Source organism: Pontivivens ytuae (assembly GCF_015679265.1).
Lineage (GTDB): Bacteria > Pseudomonadota > Alphaproteobacteria > Rhodobacterales > Rhodobacteraceae > Pontivivens > Pontivivens ytuae.
On the sequence record NZ_CP064942.1, the window covers coordinates 1,636,733 to 1,652,053 of the forward strand.

At 63.2% G+C, this 15,321-nt stretch carries 12 protein-coding genes; 4 read left to right on the forward strand and 8 right to left on the reverse strand.

The window, feature by feature from the left end:
• The first annotated feature begins 11 nt into the window (after positions 1–11).
• Both I0K15_RS07965 and I0K15_RS07970 read left to right on the forward strand, forming a co-directional pair.
• On the forward strand, positions 12–962 hold the full coding sequence (locus I0K15_RS07965) for a TAXI family TRAP transporter solute-binding subunit (RefSeq protein WP_196104913.1): 951 nt from the start codon (positions 12–14) through the stop codon (positions 960–962).
• A 54-nt stretch (positions 963–1,016) separates the two neighbouring features.
• Positions 1,017–2,828: a TRAP transporter permease gene (locus I0K15_RS07970; protein ID WP_230374347.1), complete on the forward strand. Its 1,812-nt coding sequence runs from the start codon at positions 1,017–1,019 to the stop codon at positions 2,826–2,828.
• A 92-nt stretch (positions 2,829–2,920) separates the two neighbouring features.
• Here the strand turns inward: I0K15_RS07970 and I0K15_RS07975 are convergent, their stop codons facing one another.
• From I0K15_RS07975 to I0K15_RS08000, 6 genes are all read right to left on the reverse strand, one after another.
• Positions 2,921–3,991 carry a DUF1513 domain-containing protein gene (locus I0K15_RS07975; RefSeq protein ID WP_196104915.1) on the reverse strand — a complete coding sequence of 357 codons (1,071 nt, stop codon included), beginning with the start codon at positions 3,989–3,991 and terminating at the stop codon, positions 2,921–2,923.
• The gene (locus I0K15_RS07980; RefSeq protein ID WP_196104916.1) at positions 3,991–4,983 is read right to left on the reverse strand and encodes an imelysin family protein; all 993 of its coding nucleotides are present in this window, start codon (positions 4,981–4,983) and stop codon (positions 3,991–3,993) included. Before I0K15_RS07980 ends, I0K15_RS07975 begins: the two co-directional genes overlap by 1 nt.
• Positions 4,984–5,494: 511 nt before the next feature.
• The gene (locus I0K15_RS07985; RefSeq protein WP_338420764.1) at positions 5,495–5,701 is read right to left on the reverse strand and encodes a hypothetical protein; all 207 of its coding nucleotides are present in this window, start codon (positions 5,699–5,701) and stop codon (positions 5,495–5,497) included.
• Positions 5,702–8,368: 2,667 nt separating this feature from the next.
• Positions 8,369–8,803 (reverse strand): hypothetical protein, encoded by a 435-nt coding sequence (locus tag I0K15_RS07990; protein ID WP_196104918.1) that lies wholly within the window; start codon positions 8,801–8,803, stop codon positions 8,369–8,371.
• Positions 8,800–9,333 (reverse strand): hypothetical protein, encoded by a 534-nt coding sequence (locus I0K15_RS07995; RefSeq protein ID WP_196104919.1) that lies wholly within the window; start codon positions 9,331–9,333, stop codon positions 8,800–8,802. The genes I0K15_RS07990 and I0K15_RS07995 overlap by 4 nt, the downstream gene beginning before the upstream one ends.
• A gap of 148 nt (positions 9,334–9,481) precedes the next feature.
• Positions 9,482–10,030: a 3'-5' exonuclease gene (locus I0K15_RS08000; protein ID WP_196104920.1), complete on the reverse strand. Its 549-nt coding sequence runs from the start codon at positions 10,028–10,030 to the stop codon at positions 9,482–9,484.
• A gap of 1,236 nt (positions 10,031–11,266) precedes the next feature.
• Here I0K15_RS08000 and I0K15_RS08005 point away from each other — a divergent pair.
• Positions 11,267–14,059 carry a calcium-binding protein gene (locus tag I0K15_RS08005; protein ID WP_196104921.1) on the forward strand — a complete coding sequence of 931 codons (2,793 nt, stop codon included), beginning with the start codon at positions 11,267–11,269 and terminating at the stop codon, positions 14,057–14,059.
• Positions 14,060–14,129: 70 nt separating this feature from the next.
• Here I0K15_RS08005 and I0K15_RS08010 read toward each other — a convergent pair whose 3' ends face one another.
• Together I0K15_RS08010 and I0K15_RS21170 are read right to left on the reverse strand one after the other, a co-directional pair.
• Positions 14,130–14,474: a hypothetical protein gene (locus I0K15_RS08010; RefSeq protein ID WP_422394013.1), complete on the reverse strand. Its 345-nt coding sequence runs from the start codon at positions 14,472–14,474 to the stop codon at positions 14,130–14,132.
• The gene (locus I0K15_RS21170) at positions 14,471–14,593 is read right to left on the reverse strand and encodes a hypothetical protein (RefSeq protein ID WP_277882913.1); all 123 of its coding nucleotides are present in this window, start codon (positions 14,591–14,593) and stop codon (positions 14,471–14,473) included. The genes I0K15_RS08010 and I0K15_RS21170 overlap by 4 nt, the downstream gene beginning before the upstream one ends.
• A 108-nt stretch (positions 14,594–14,701) precedes the next feature.
• Between I0K15_RS21170 and I0K15_RS08015 the strand changes: the two genes are divergently transcribed.
• On the forward strand, positions 14,702–15,304 hold the full coding sequence (locus I0K15_RS08015) for a GNAT family N-acetyltransferase (RefSeq protein WP_196104922.1): 603 nt from the start codon (positions 14,702–14,704) through the stop codon (positions 15,302–15,304).
• Positions 15,305–15,321 lie beyond the last annotated feature (17 nt).

The window sequence follows — 15,321 nt, forward strand, 5'->3', positions numbered from 1 at the left end:
GGGAGGACACCATGAAACAGCTTCTGACCGCAGCGCTCCTGTCGCTCGCCGTGCCTGTGAACGCGCAAACCGTCTCGATCGCGACACTGCCGCAAGGCTCGGTCTGGAACACCATGGGCAACGTCATAGCCGGGGCAGTGCGCGACGATGGCGTCCGCATGGTCGTCCAGCCCTATGGCGGTAACCTCGCCATGATGCAGGCTCTGGAGCAGGATCTCGCGGAGTTCTCCATCAACGACATCAATGACGTGATCGCCGCTGCACAGGGCATCGACCACTATGACGGTCAGGCGCTGAACGACCTGCGGGTCGTCGCCAAGCTCAACCCGCTGCCGATCGGGCTCTACGTGCGGACCGACAGCGGCATGACGGACATGAGCGAACTTGAAGGCAAGCGCGTCTCCTCCGGCTGGGACGCATTCCCGCTGGCCAACTCACACGTCGCCGCAATTCTTTCGACCGGTGGGCTAAGCTACGATGATGTCACCGGAGTACCTGTGCCCGGTCTGATCCGCGGCTCAGATGATCTCGCGTCGGGGCGGACCGATGCCGCATTCTTCGCGGTTGGTGGGCCGAAGGTGGCAGAGGTCGCCGCAACGGTCGATGGCGTTCGCTTTCTGGCGGGCGCATCTGACGAGGCCGCGCTGGAGCGGATACAGGCGATCCGCCCGGCGTTCTACTTCTCTGAAGTGCAGCCGGCGCCGTTTCGCGTCGGCGTCGAAGAGCCAATGATGATGGTGACATGGGACAACGTCCTGCTCGCCGGCGCGCATGTCTCAGATGAAACGGTCACTGCGATGCTCGAAGCACTGGCCGCGCGCAGTGCAGAGATGGGCGAGGCCTACCCTCCGCTCCGCGCCTTTTCGATCGAGCAGGCCTACGTGAACTATCCCGGTGCCACCTGGCATCCGGGTGCCGTCGCCTTCTTTGAGGGTCGGGGTATCGCCCAGCAGGATCTCTGAGCGATGACAAGGTGGGCCGGACGGATCGGCGGTGCCGTCGCGGCGCTGCTCACCTTGGCCGCCATCGCCTGGGCGGCTGACCTCCCGTCCCGGCTCGGCTTTGCACCTTACTCCGAGCAGTTCCTCGCCCTCGTGCTGGGTCTGTCGCTGGTATTGGTGTTCCTCCAGAAACCCTCCGCTGAGCCAAGGTTGGACTACGCACTGGCGGCCATTGGTGGAGGGGCCGCGCTGTGGGTCATGGCGGCCTACCCAAGTCTGATTGCGCGTCAGATGTCGGTGCCTCTCGATGGGCTGGTTCTGGGTGGCATCCTCGTTCTGCTGGTGCTGGAGGGCCTGCGCCGCACCGTCGGCTGGGCCCTCGTGCTGGTGGTGGTGACCATCGTCGTTATCGGTCTTCTGGGGCACCACATCCCAGGTGCCTTGCAGACCCGCGAGGTCGCGCCGGAGCGCCTCCTCCTCTATGTCGGCTTCGACGCGAACGGTCTCTTCGGCAAGGTGCTCATGGTCGCGGCCGCCGTGGTCATCTCCTTTGTCCTGTTCGGCCAGCTCCTCTTGAAATCCGGTGGCGCCGACTTCTTCAACGACATCGCCATCGCGACGATGGGTCGGCGTCGCGGCGGTTCGGCCAAGATCGCTGTGGTCGCATCGGGGCTCTTCGGCTCGATCTCCGGCGTTGTCGTCTCCAACATCGTAGCGACTGGCGTGGTGACGATCCGCATGATGACCCGGTCGGGCTATCGCCCTCACCAGGCCGCCGCGATCGAGGCTGTGGCGTCCACCGGCGGGCAGATCGTGCCGCCTGTCATGGGCGCGGTCGCCTTCCTCATGGCGGATATCCTGCAACGTCCCTATGCGGAGATCGTAGTCGCCGCGATCGTGCCGGCGCTTCTCTACTATGTCGCGGTCTTCGCGCAGGCCGACCTGCAGGCGGCCAAGGACGACATCGCCCTGGTTGATCCATCTGAGATCCCGTCCGCCCGAAGCGTGCTGCGGAAAGGCTGGGTATTCGCAGTGCCATTCGCAGCGATCGTCCTTGCCCTCTTCACCTTTGGCCAAAGGCCCGAGACAGCGGCGCTGTGGGGGGGCGGCACCGCGCTCGCGATCGGGCTTCTCGTCGGCTACGGCCAGCGCATGAGGCTTGCGGAGGTCTGGTTGGCGCTGATTGAGACCGGTCGGTCCGTCACTGACATCATCATGATCGCCGCCGCCGCCGGTTTCATCATCGGTGTATTGAATGTGACTGGATTGGGCTTCGGTCTGACTTGGGTGCTCGTCGATCTGGGCAGTGGCAGCCTGTTTCTGCTGCTCCTGATCTCAGCAGTCATCTGTATCGTGCTGGGCATGGGGATGCCCACTGTCGGAGTTTACCTGCTGCTCGCTGTCCTCATCGCGCCGAGCCTGGTGCAAAGCGGCGTCGATCCGATCGCGGCACACCTCTTCATCTTCTACCTCGGCATGATGTCGATGGTGACCCCGCCCGTCGCAATCGGCGCCTTCTTCGCAGCCTCCATCGCCAAAGCGCCGCCAATGAAGACGGCAGTCACCGCGATGCGCTACGGTTGGACGGCCTATGTGATCCCGTTTCTCTTCGTCATGTCACCGACTTTAATCCTGCGCGGACCACCACTCGAGGTCGCCTTTGATGTGTTAATGGCCGTCCTTGGAGTTTACGCAATATCGGCCGCGGCCGTCGGCTGGTTGAGAGGGCCGCTTCATTCATGGAGCCGTGCGGCCCTTTGTCTCGCCGGTGCTTTGATACTGGCGCCCTCCGGAAGCATATGGATCATGATCGTCGGCGTTGGCGTCTTCGCCTCCATTTTCTGCTTCAGCGCATCCAAGTCGGCGCAGCCCGCAATAGGCGAGTGAAAGTCTAAGAACGTCCGCCCAAGTCCGATAACACGTGAAACTGACACTTTCCGCGAGATCCTTGAACAAACGTAAGGTAGCTCGCCTTGCGATTAGTAGAGAGCCACAAGGTGATTGTCCCAAGCCACCGGATGCGCTTTTGGTAAATCGTGCTCGTTGCCCAGCATGATGATGTCCCCGGTGCCCTGTGTCGCCAAAAGACCATCGCCATGCCGCGCAACGCCGCAGATATCGGTCGCTGCTAAAACATTGCTCAGGCTGCCTGTCTCGGCGTCGAACAGCATCAAGCAATCGCCTCTTGGTGCTGTCGCAGCTACCAAGCGCCCATCACCGGAAAATGCAACGCTACCCACATAGCCTTCGATCCTTTGCACGAGGCTCTCCGGGATCGTGCAGAGGATTGGCGATGCATCCTGTGTTACGAGGGCGATCGGCGGAACGGTGTGATCGGTCAGACCGTTCCACTGCATCGCGAGAGCAAGAAGACCATCGGATCGAACGGCAAGGTGTCGGATCGAATTCTGCTTCAGCCATGTCGGAAGGCGTATTTGACCCGTCGTGGCGAGGTCCGCGCTCATCAGGGTCAGGTTCGGAGCCATCGTGTCGAGGTTCAGCTTCTCACGACCCGTGTCGGGATGCGTGCGGATGCCGCCATTGGCAATTGCGAAACCGCCGTCAGGCCGCCGGAGGATTTCGTGTGGGCCTATGCCGCCAGAGGGGATATCGCCGCGGCGTTCATAGCCATTCTCAACGTCCCACAGGCTAATACGGCCATCGCCATCCTCAAATTGGTTCTCGGTCAACAGCAGTAGAGATCCATCTGCAGTGTATACGCCGTGACCGTAGAAATGCCGACCCTCGGGTGCGGCAAGTCGCACGCGCAGAGATCCTGTCAGGCAATCGACGACGAAGGCAAAGGTGCCTGGACGCCGCGCGATGGCGACCGCTTCTGCGCGGTATGGATGCGCCGCCGCGGCGTGTCCCCGTTCCGGCAAGTCGATGGAAAACGCGGAGCTTGCGTCTGATCTGAGGCCATGGAGCACGTGGCGATCTGAACCGTGCCGGGCCGCAGCGAGATATCGGGGATTACCGGCAGCTGCCCAGCCTTGTGCTGGAAGTGCGGCCGAAGCCCCGATGGCGCCGAGAAATGCGCGCCGCCGCATCAGTCGCCGTCCAGCGCGTTGAAGCTTTGTGACACTCCAAGTCTTGGCGCAACCTGCGTTGCCAGTGTCCCCCGTATCTCCCGCAGGGCGCTTTGGATGGCTTCGATCCGAAGGCGACCCTGCGGCGTCGAGACACCTGCGAATGCCGGGTCATCGAGCGCCTCGAGGCGATCTTTCAAGCGATCGAACTCATCGCGCAGCTCTTCTGCGACCTCTGACTCGACAGCGGTCAGGAACGGGTCGGTGTAGTCGGAAAGGGCCGCGACTGACAGGGCCACGTTGCGCGCCGACCGTTCCGACCGCCACGCCTCAGCCCGTCGTGGACGCGGGCGCTCGAAGGTGCCGAGCGGGCGGGCGAGGCGTTGATCGATAGTGACTTCGAGGCCTGTGATTAGCGCGCCATAGAGGGCGCGCACAGCCTCCTCGGGCACGAGGTAATCGAAGTTACCTTCGGCACCTGCACCGCGCATCAGGCTCGTCTCAGCCCGCCATGCCAGGTCGAGTTCCTCTGCAATCCGGTCGATATCTTCCGCGATGGCCTGGGCTAACCTGCATTCGTAGCTTCCGATCGCAGGCGGTGTTCGTTCGGGATCAAAGAGTAGCCAGTCAAGGGCCAAGAACCCCCGGCCGGCGACTGAGATCTCAGCGAAGGCGGTCGGGTCATCCACGACCGGATCTTCGGCGGCAATCAGGCCCGCCAGTGTCCTGGGCGTGGCGCCGCGCTCGTCGGGCCAGAATGCCAGCGCGAACCCACGGTCACCGTCCTCCGTTGGACCGAAGCGCAGATGGCTCATTCGCATCCAGGCATCAAATGCGTCGTGATAGGCCGTCCCCATATCGTTGCAAGGCATGGCTGCGAGCGCGTCGGCAGCTGCGTTGAACGCTGCAAAGCCGGGTCGGATGAATTCTGCAACCTGTTTTTCGACGATATCCGCAGGTTCCTGGGCCGCGACGGCAAGCGGCAGAAGTAAGGCGGGAGCGACAAAGCGCATCACAGGTCCTCCACATAAGGGGTTAGCTCAACGCAGTGCCGTCGCGTCGTTTGCGGAAGCATAATGCCACGCATTTTTGCCTTGTTACTCTGCCGCATGACCGCCTCACGCAGCGAGCGGGCACTTCCGTTGCGAGGTCCGAAGGTATTGCCCTTCATCACCCTGGTTGATCTCCTAACCTTGGGCGCCGCCATGCGCAGGGTCGAAACCGACGTCCGACTCTCCGTGCGCCCATCTACAGTTTTCGACCCCTATCGCACAGCAACGTGCAAGTGTCGTATGAGATAACCTGCGAGCTTGTCTCGGGCGGCTCTACCAGGCGCGCGGTCACGAAGCTGGGACGATACCAGCCTGCGCGCCGGAGCAGCGCTCTTCCGCCAAACACATGCGGGTTCGCCGTGTTATGACGAGCCGGTAAGACCGGCTTGCGGACGTGCACGGAGATTGAAGCTCCTGCTTGTGGCATCCAGGTGTCGTGCAGACCCGCTTTGCCGGGATGCTTCAGTTTTGATCATTTGAACACCGCCTCCGGATTGTCGAGGCTGTCGGAGTCCTCGAAGACGATGGCCCGCTCGAGGTTGAGGGTCTGGTCGATCATCACGCCCGCGCTGCCTATGATCAGCGCCTCGCCTTGCATGTTGGGGCGCTCCAGCATCATGTCACATTTGAAGCCCGGGCTTGGAGCGCTCGCCGGGGTGGACGCTGGACGCGCCGTCATCGTTATCGCATCGCTGGGTTTCATCGGGCCTTTAGCCAATACGGGGCGGCCGTAGTGGGGCGCTATGATCCACCAATACCGCATGTTCCTGTTCACGGAGCCACGGCTGGTGATGCCCCCGGTCCTGGCCTGAACCATGGTCTCGGCGCTGCTACACGGCACCCTTGACCGAAAAGCGACGCGAAGTTGCCTCGAGTGCTCGCCACCCCTTCGACAACCGACTAGACGAGGCTCTTCCTGCCTGGCCTGGACAGGCACATGAAGTCATATATTGAGCATTGTTTGGCCGACAGGGAGATCTCAAATACTGGATCACAAATGGCCGCTCGCCCTCTATTTATAGACGGCGCTCTGCTTCAAGAGCCATATGACTGGAGGCCGGACTTGTCTGCCGGATTGGACTTCGCCCTGTATTTGATCTGAGCTTTACGCCGCATTTCAGGCTGCGTTTTCGAGCGATCCTGGAGGCGGCCTCCATCTCTCCATGCGAGAGTTCTCTCCAGCGATGGGCGTTGCCTGGTGAGGACGCTTCCTTGGGGTGTCGAGGTGATGTTGCGTGATGACTTGGTGCCGTTAGCAGATGCGTTATGCGTCTGCACGTCATCGATGGCGAACAAGTTCCGCCCGCGCAGAGCGCGGGCGGAGTGCCTCTTTATCGAGGTAAGAGTGCGATCCCAGGATCATCCTGAGGATGGTCCCGACACTGGCGCCGCCACCCCGCAAGGTGGTGGATCGCACTTACCGCCTGTTCGGCGGCTCAGGGGCACGGCCGGCGCACCGGCGACCGCATGGGCTTGGACGCTTGTCCGGACCCTTTGTTTTCTCAGCCGCCTGTTCGGCGGCTCATCATGCGCAGTTGCCTCTCGGACAACTCCCGGGAAGGCGCGAACGCCTGTCGCCGTTTCTTTTCAGCCGCCTATCCGGCGGCTCATCGAGACCACGCTCGCCACCAGAACGGCGGCTTGTTCGAACCTGGCCTCCACCGCCTGTTCGGCGGCTCAGGGGCGCGGCCGGCGCACCGGCGACCGCATGGGCTTGGACGCTTGTCCGGACCCTTTGTTTTCTCAGCCGCCTGTTCGGCGGCTCATCATGCGCAGTTGCCTCTCGGACAACTCCCGGGAAGGCGCGAACGCCTGTCGCCGTTTCTTTTCAGCCGCCTATCCGGCGGCTCATCGAGACCACGCTCGCCACCAGAACGGCGGCTTGTTCGAACCTGGCCTCCACCGCCTGTTCGGCGGCTCAGGGGCGCGGCCGGCGCACCGGCGACCGCATGGGCTTGGACGCTTGTCCGGACCCTTTGTTTTCTCAGCCGCCTGTTCGGCGGCTCATCATGCGCAGTTGCCTCTCGGACAACTCCCGGGAAGGCGCGAACGCCTGTCGCCGTTTCTTTTCAGCCGCCTATCCGGCGGCTCATCGAGACCACGCTCGCCACCAGAACGGCGGCTTGTTCGAACCTGGCCTCCACCGCCTGTTCGGCGGCTCAGGGGCGCGGCCGGCGCACCGGCGACCGCATGGGCTTGGACGCTTGTCCGGACCCTTTGTTTTCTCAGCCGCCTGTTCGGCGGCTCATCATGCGCAGTTGCCTCTCGACAACTCCCGGGAAGGCGCGAACGCCTGTCGCCGTTTCTTTTCAGCCGCCTATCCGGCGGCTCATCGAGACCACGCTCGCCACCAGAACGGCGGCTTGTTCGAACCTGGCCTCCACCGCCTGTTCGGCGGCTCACACGAGAGCCGATGCTGCATCATGCCCCCTTGTGAACAAGAGTTGGTTCCATGAGCGGCTGGACGGAAACGCCAAGGTCAAAAAAAATGCATTCGATGGCGATTTTTTTTCATAGCCCGTCCTCTGGCGGCCTGTCGCTGTCGATAATCAGATCTCGGAACGACGCCATTATATCCCGACGTCATCAACTCTGACGGTCGAGATAGGGAGGCCCCGCAGGGTTGAGGCGAAGCGGAGATGTCTCATGCGGCGCGCTGACAGGGAGCGGAGGGAACGCTCAGTTCTCTCCCTGGGACGAGCGCGACGCACTGCCGAACCCATCCTTCCGGCGGCCTGATCCGACTGTTTCCAGGGGGTTCTTAGGTTCTAAGGGGTTTTAGGCGGAGATTTTTCAGGCTGTTCAAAGGCCTGAAAGCCGGGATCGCACCGGCACGCGGGTTTGGGGGTCGCCGATGCGGGTGGATCGCCATCGGATGCGGGACGATCCCGCGAGACTTGCAGCTCGGCCCGCATCCTTTGCGGCCCGCACCCCACGTCTTCCGTTCCTCTATCCGCCACAGCGATCCGATCTCCCGCACAGCTTGGTTTACTCGACGCCGATCTCGCGACCTTACCTGCCTGCGATATCCTATTTGATCTTCGTGTGACCGAGTATTCTGGCAGGACATCTAACTGCGCAGAGATAGCCTTCAAATCGGCAACAACTCGGCCAATGTAGTTGGCCAGAAGGAGGTCGGACCGATTGCCGCGGGATCATAATGGGGTCCGCGTAGGGCCGAGATTGGCGCATCGGCTTGGGGGATCGGCGCGCCGGTATCTGGTAGCAGCAGGATGTCACCGGCGCGCCGGTGCCGGGCTTGCAGGCCCGGCGGGAGGCTTCGGCAGGCAATGGGAACTGCCGAAGCGTCAAGAGGCGGCGCGCCGGGGCGCACCGCGGAGGAAGATTAGTTGGGTTGGATGAGATCGAACGCCACGCTTTGTGCCTCACGCGCTGCGCGGACAGCGCAGAGTGCTGCATCGAGGGCACGGATCGGCACGCTGGCAGCGACGAGCATCTCGGCTTCGGGCGAGCGGATGATCTGCCAGGATCCGCCCGGCAGGTCATCGGGCTTCGGCTCCCAGCATCTGAACGAGCCAGCCGCGATCCGGCCATCGATCTGCCCGAGCAGATGGTCGAGGTCGTCGCGGAACCGGTCGGTGAACAGCTCGCGCCTCTCGATCATGCGCAGCACACGTGCGCCGGCCAGCCGACGCGCCGGCGGCAGATGCGGCAGGACACGGTCCTGGAGTGCGATGCGTGCCTCACGCGCGGCCAGAAGAGCAGCCTCGATGAGCGTGGTGAGGCGGTCGCCGCTGCACGGATCAGCCATCGTCCTCATGCGACACCTCCGAGCGTGACCAGCGGCTGCTGGCCGTTGCCACTGGCACAGTCGGCTTCGGCCAGCTCGACGCACCGCCGCGCGACGGCGATGTCCTTCTCCGCTTGGATGCGCGCCCGCACAGCCTGCATACGCGCCAGTGGCCCACCGATCAGCCGTCCGAGCACCGGCGACCCCGTCGCCCCGCAGATCGCGAAGCCGCCATTCTGCAGCGACACGCTCAACCGCCGCTTGCCGACGAAGCGCGTCGACCGGTCGAGCCCCGCCGCGAGACGATCGCCGCGGGTGCGGACATGGGTCTCGTAGCCGATATTCGTCTTCCGCCGGGAGGTCGTGCCGTAAGCGAGGACGACGCGGCGGTCGTCACCGCTCCGCTCGACATCGAGCACGAGACAGGGTCGGGCCTTCGGATGGCCAACATCATCTTCTTCGGCGAGCGGAAAGCGGAACGAGACGACATCGCCGGGTTCGAGATGGTCGCGCCAGTCCGCCGTCATCTTTGGATCGGGGATCGGAGTGCTGTGCAGCATGAGGTGGTCCTTCAGAAAGTGTTGCTGGATGTGACGCGCTTCACTCGGCTACCAGGTCGGCTCTGCTGCGATGCGCGTCACCCCGAGTGCGCATCGCAGCGGAGGCCGTCCGCCCCCCCGTCCAAGCCTCTCGAAAGATCCGTCGCGCTCAGTCCGGGCGCCGCGATCCGTTCTCCGCCTGCCGACGCTTCACCGTCTCGGCCGCCGCCCAGGCCTCTGCGAGCCCGCGGGCATCGGCTTCGGCGCGATGCGGATGCGGCGTGCGGTCGAGGGCCTTGTAGAACGCCAGGATCGCGCCTTCTTCATCGAGACTGCGGGCCGAAAAGGTGTCTGCGGCCGCCGCATCGAGATCGTGGATCTTCGGCCCCTCGCTGATCCCGCCCGCCGCGAGCAGCCGGTCGAGCCACCGCTGGTCGAAGGTAGGCGCATCGGACAGCAGAACAGCCTCGCCGATCATCTCCCGCGCCCAGTCTGCGACCTCCGCAGCCGGCATCGCGATGGCGAGTGCGGGGCGCGGGATGCCATGGACCGCGGCACTGGCGGGCGACCAGTCGGCCTCGTCCCACGACGGATCCGGCCGGATCAAACGTCCCGTCGAATGAACGGCTTCGTCCACGCCGATCCAGGCGAAGCCGATCTCGATCGGCCACGAGCGGTCAGAGAGGCTCGACGCCTCGAAGTCGATGAAGAGGAGCATGGGCGACGGTCCTTCGAAGAGCAGTAGAGGTTGGGCGACATGATCGGGAATGCCGAACGGCGCTTCGGCGACAACGCATCCCGGCCCTCGGGCCTCACATTGCGCCAGCGATCCGACATGCGCGTCACCCAAAGCGCGCATGTCGGATCGTCGGCAGCCTCCGACGATCTCGTGACGCGCTATTCATTGCCCTCATCTGTATTGGGTTGGCGCATATGTGTCGGAGGCGGCCACACTGTTTCTGGGGCTGGCCCCAACTATCCCGCGCCGAAACATCGGAATCCTCGCTGGAGATACCTCGAAACTCCATATTTTCCTCGTGCATCTCTGATCGCACTGTCTTCGGGAGGCAGGGGCCGGAGGTTCGAATCCTCTCACTCCGACCAGATCTTCTTCTTTCTCAGATCTTTTCGACGTCTCCGGGTGCGCGGTGAGCGCCGTTGGATTCGGGCTGCACCGACCGGCTCCGGTATCGGGTCGCGTGCCATCGGCGGCCGGGGAGCTCATCTGTTGCAAATCGGGGCGGTGAGGCGACCGCGCTGGCGCTCTATGCCGCCGAAACCCTGCCCAATTGGCGAAACCCCGGTGTCGCAGACGGATAGGCTGGTGATGGCCCCGGAGAATCAATCCGCCCGAAAGCGGCGCCCGGCGCGCCTTCCGGCGGAGTTTCGTCTCTGTGTGAAATGATACAGAGCCCCGCGCGGGTCCCGAGGCAGGGTGAAACGCCGGCTCTCATCAATTCTGGTAGGACTCCGGGGACACACAAAGCCGTGTGTGCGCGGGCGAAAACCAGCCAGTTGAGCCAGGATGTCGCACCTGGAGGCCGAAAAACCGAACACATGCGGTCCACGGCCCTGCCACGCCGACCGGCGGTTGTGTAGGAAATGCGACTACTCAACCATCAATCTTGTTTTTCAACTCCTACACGCTAGCGTTGAACGGTGAGGGTAGGGCTGTCGCCGACCTCGGGGGAAAGTTGGCTTTGGCAGTCGATTGCGGACGGACAGGAGGTTTACTCGTAGCGCAGCGTGGCGGAACGAAGTAATTTTCAAAACGAAAACGATAATAACAGCTTGAAAAGCACGTTTTTGCAAATTTGAAAAGTCGCTTTAGCTCCTCTATTCGCCACAAACCGGCCACAAACCTTAAGCCGAAACGGTTTGACCTTCCGGGGAATTCGCCTATTAGACGAGGCGGGGAACGCGCTTACGCGTAAAACGAATTGGGGGACAGAGTATGGCTAGCAAAGCCGTGAGTTTTGGTGCGCTCGGAGGGAAGGCACCCGACTACGGACTGAAGGGAGACCATTCGGGGGAGTGGTTCTTCGACTTCGATCCGGAACTCGCAAAAGGTCACGACAAGGCGTACGTGAGCTACGAGCGGAGTGACAATAAAAAGCTCTCCGCCGTGCGCGAGACGAAGACGAAAGACCTCGACGTCTACGTCCTCGATGCCGAGTTCGAAGACATCAAGACTGGTGTTCGCGTCCGAGAAACCGACGAAGTCTACATCTACGACGTCAAGTTCGACGGTATCTACTCGAACGACAAGTATGGCTCCGCCTTTGCCATCGGCGAGACCGGCGATCCGACCCGCGGCACCACCTACATCAAGAATGTGGAAGCCGACGGCGGCAAGAAGCCTCTGAACAGCTACAGCCAGTCGAACACCGACTTCCTGAAGACGGGTCGGCAGAATGGCGACACGTATGTGAAGTATGCCACGGCCTCGAACTTCTCGGACGCGATGGTGGACGGCAAGTCGACCGTCTACCTGATGAACGTGACCTTCGACAGCGCCTTCCGCGCCCTGCGCGTGTGGGACGGCGAAGAGATCATCATCGTCAACTCCGAGATCAACGTGCCCAAGGACGAGACGCTGATCTGGCTCGGCGGCAAGGGCTCGAAGGTCAAGTACTACAACACCACCTGGAACGGGAAATCCGACCCCGATCCGGACATGGTCGACCTCGATGGCGGCTCGTCCATGAAGCAGATCCAGAAGCTCAGCTCGAACCCGCTGCCGAAGAAGTCCTCCTTCTTCGACGACGAGATCTCGACCGTCAGCTTCGACGTCTCCCGCGATGGCGGCAAGACGTGGGAAAAGCTCAAGGGCGGCACTTTCGGGGAAGAAGGCAAGGCGCTGCGCGGCGACGTGCATTTCGACCTGAACATCCCCAAGGGCTCCAACGTGGACATCCGCGCCAACGTGCTGCTGACCGACGGTCGCTACAGCACCACCGGCGCCATGGACATGAAGAAGTCCGGCAAGCAGACGGTCGACCTGGCCGACTTCAAACCCGGCGACAGCTCCGTCACGCCGACGAAGCCGGAGGGCACGAAGTCGTCCTCCGCTTCCAAGCAGACGGTCGAGAAGGACGCCGACAAGAACGACAGTGGTGAAGAGTACGAGGCCACCGTCTACCTGATCGACGCGAAGACCGACAAGGTCATCACGCAGCTCAGCGACGGCACCACGGTCGACATCGACGACATCGAGGGCAAGTCGCTCAACATCGAGGTCCGCTACCTCGACAAGGGTGCCGATGCCGACAGCGTCGTGATGGACCTCAACAACGGTGAAGCCCGCATCGTCGAGAACTACGAGCCGTTTGCCCTTTTCGGCGACAAGAACGGCAACTTCAACGGCGGTCTCGACCTCGATGTCGGCTCGCACAAGCTGACGGTCAGCGGCTACACGGACCAGCGCGCCAAGGGCGACAAGCTCGGCGAGACGGACGTGTTCTTCTCCGTCGTCGACAGCGATGCGAAGCCCTCGGGCGGCTCCGGCAGCTCCTCGTCGCAGAACAGCAGTAGCTCGAAGACGGGCGTCTACCTGATCGACGCGAAGACCGACAAGATCATCCTGGAACTCAAGGATGGCATCGAGATCGACGCGGCCGACATCAAGGGCAAGTCGCTCAACATCGAGGTCCGCTCGCTCGACTCCAAGCGCGACGTGGACAGCGTGGTCTTCAACCTCAACGACGGTGAGAAGCGCGCGGTCGAGAGCTACGAGCCCTTCGCCCTGTTCGGTGACAAGAACGGCAACTTCAACGGCGGTCTCGACCTCGATGTCGGCTCGCACGAGCTGAGCATCGACCAGTACTCGGGCAAGCGCGGCACCGGCAAGAAGGTCGAGGAGCTCGACATCTCCTTCTCCGTCGTCGACGGCGGCGTGAAGGCGAGCACCGGCGGCAGCTCGGCCAAGACCATCGACGTGGACGCGCCCGATGCGGGCTCCGCGATCGACGGGATGGAGCTGTTCCTGGTCGATGCGAAGACCGACCGGATCGTAGCCGAGGTGCGCGACGGGGCCGAGGTCAACATCGACGGGCTGAGCGACGACCTCAACATGGTCGTGCGCTTCACCGACGGGGACAATCCGGGCAGCGTCACGCTCGACCTCGACGATGTGCACGAGTGGACCGAGAACCTGGAGCCCTACGCGCTCTTCGGTGACAAGGACGGCAACTTCAACGGCGGTCTCGACCTCGACACCGGCTCGCACGAAGTGACCATCACCGAGCACTCCAAGAGCCGTGGCGAAGGCCGGGTCGAGGACGAGACCGAGGTATCCTTCTCCGTCGTGTCCCGCGCCGATGCGCCGATGGCGACCGGTGAGGTGACGGTGGAGACCGGCGGCCGGATGATCGGCAGCGATCGGGCCGACGTGATCGACGGTGGCGACGCGGCCGAGGAGATCTTCGGCAATGACGGCAACGACATCCTGACGGGCGGAGCCGGGAACGACATCATCAACGGCGGCGAGGGCGACGATCGCATCCTCGGCGGCGCGGGCGACGACACGTTCCTCTTCAGCGCCGACATGGGCTCCGACACGGTTCTCGACTTCGATCCGACGCGGGACGTGCTGAACTTCTCCGACCATTCGGGCGTGTCGTCCCGAAAGGACCTCAACATCTCCCAGGATGGCGACTCGGTCGTGATCCGCGACGGTGAGGGCGGTCAGGTCGAACTGCTGTTCGTCGAGGTAAACGATTTGAGTGACGACGCCTTGGTGTTCTGATCGACGACAGTTCGACAGCGAAAGGGGGGCCATCGAGCCCCCCTTTTTTCATGCGGCGATGTCGGATGTGTCAGGGCAGCTCGACCGTCACGAACTCGCCCCAGCCGTCGACGTTGTCGTGGGCGCGGACCTGCACGGTCGTCGTGCCGTCCGGGATCTCAACGCCCGACAGCGAGCGCGTGAAGGGCTGTTCGTTCACATGCGGATGCAGCAGCTCGCGAAAGCCCAGCCGGTTGCCCGACATGTCGGCCACTTCCCAGCCGTCGGCATAGTGATCCCAACCGGTATCCGCGTGCACCACGGTCACGCTGAACGACCAGCCGGAGCCGCCGGGCCGCGCCTCGACCCCCACCACGCGCGGCATGTCCGCGAGCGCAGGTGCGGCCAGCAGCGTCGCGCCGAAAAGAACTCTCAGCACGAGCAGGGGCGCGTTGCCACGAGGCAGGAAAGACGGAGCTGCGGGCCGTCCTGCGGGCAGGCCCCGAACAGGAAGATCTCGGCCAGGCGGGTAATGCTGATACGACGACGGATCATGGAACATCCTCCTCAACTCTATGCCATCACCCTACACGCAAGCTGTGTTACAGTCTTCTCACAAGGCCGCGAAACACGGGGCCGTGTTTGCCATTGAGTGTTCGTGGGATGGATACAATCAAGCCAAGGGTCCGCGTCGCGCGGGGCTTCATCCGCTCGGAGGCGCAGCGTGTAGCCGACATCTACTGGTCGGCCTTCGAGGACAAGCTCGGCGGCGTGCTGGGCCGGCCGGAACAGGCAAAGAAGGTGCTCGCCGACTGCTTCGATCCGGACTTCGCACTCGTCGCCCGGCTGGACGACGACGGGCGCATCGCGGGTGTGGCGGGCTTCAAGACCGAACAGGGCTCGATGACCGGTGGCTTCGACGGTGGGCTGGCGCGGCACTATTCCCGTTTCGGTGCCACATGGCGCGCCATGGTGCTGTCGCTGCTGGAGCGGGAGGAGCGCGCCGACAACCTGCTAGCGGACGGGATCGCCGTCGCGCCGGACATGCGCGGACGCGGTGTCGGCACGGCGCTCCTCTACGCGCTGGACGAGGAGGCCCGCGCCCGCGGCAAGCGCGGCGTGCGCCTCGACGTGATCGACCGCAACATCCGCGCCCGTGCCCTTTATGAGCGGCACGGCTACGACGTGACCGGCACGCAGGAGCTCGGGGTCCTGCGTCACATCTTCGGTTTCCGCTCCGCCACGACGATGACGCGCACACTTTAGCGCTTCGTGCCATTTCC

Bases quoted from the DNA above. Each gene is read 5' to 3' on its own strand.
- I0K15_RS07965 (WP_196104913.1), top strand. From the start codon at position 12: ATGAAACAGCTTCTGACCGCAGCGCTCCTGTCGCTCGCCGTGCCTGTG.
- I0K15_RS07975 (WP_196104915.1), bottom strand. From the start codon at position 3,991: ATGCGGCGGCGCGCATTTCTCGGCGCCATCGGGGCTTCGGCCGCACTT.
- I0K15_RS07980 (WP_196104916.1), bottom strand. From the start codon at position 4,983: ATGCGCTTTGTCGCTCCCGCCTTACTTCTGCCGCTTGCCGTCGCGGCC.
- I0K15_RS07985 (WP_338420764.1), bottom strand. From the start codon at position 5,701: ATGACGGCGCGTCCAGCGTCCACCCCGGCGAGCGCTCCAAGCCCGGGC.
- I0K15_RS07990 (WP_196104918.1), bottom strand. From the start codon at position 8,803: ATGAGGACGATGGCTGATCCGTGCAGCGGCGACCGCCTCACCACGCTC.
- I0K15_RS07995 (WP_196104919.1), bottom strand. From the start codon at position 9,333: ATGCTGCACAGCACTCCGATCCCCGATCCAAAGATGACGGCGGACTGG.
- I0K15_RS08000 (WP_196104920.1), bottom strand. From the start codon at position 10,030: ATGCTCCTCTTCATCGACTTCGAGGCGTCGAGCCTCTCTGACCGCTCG.
- I0K15_RS08005 (WP_196104921.1), top strand. From the start codon at position 11,267: ATGGCTAGCAAAGCCGTGAGTTTTGGTGCGCTCGGAGGGAAGGCACCC.
- I0K15_RS21170 (WP_277882913.1), bottom strand. From the start codon at position 14,593: ATGATCCGTCGTCGTATCAGCATTACCCGCCTGGCCGAGATCTTCCTG.
- I0K15_RS08015 (WP_196104922.1), top strand. From the start codon at position 14,702: ATGGATACAATCAAGCCAAGGGTCCGCGTCGCGCGGGGCTTCATCCGC.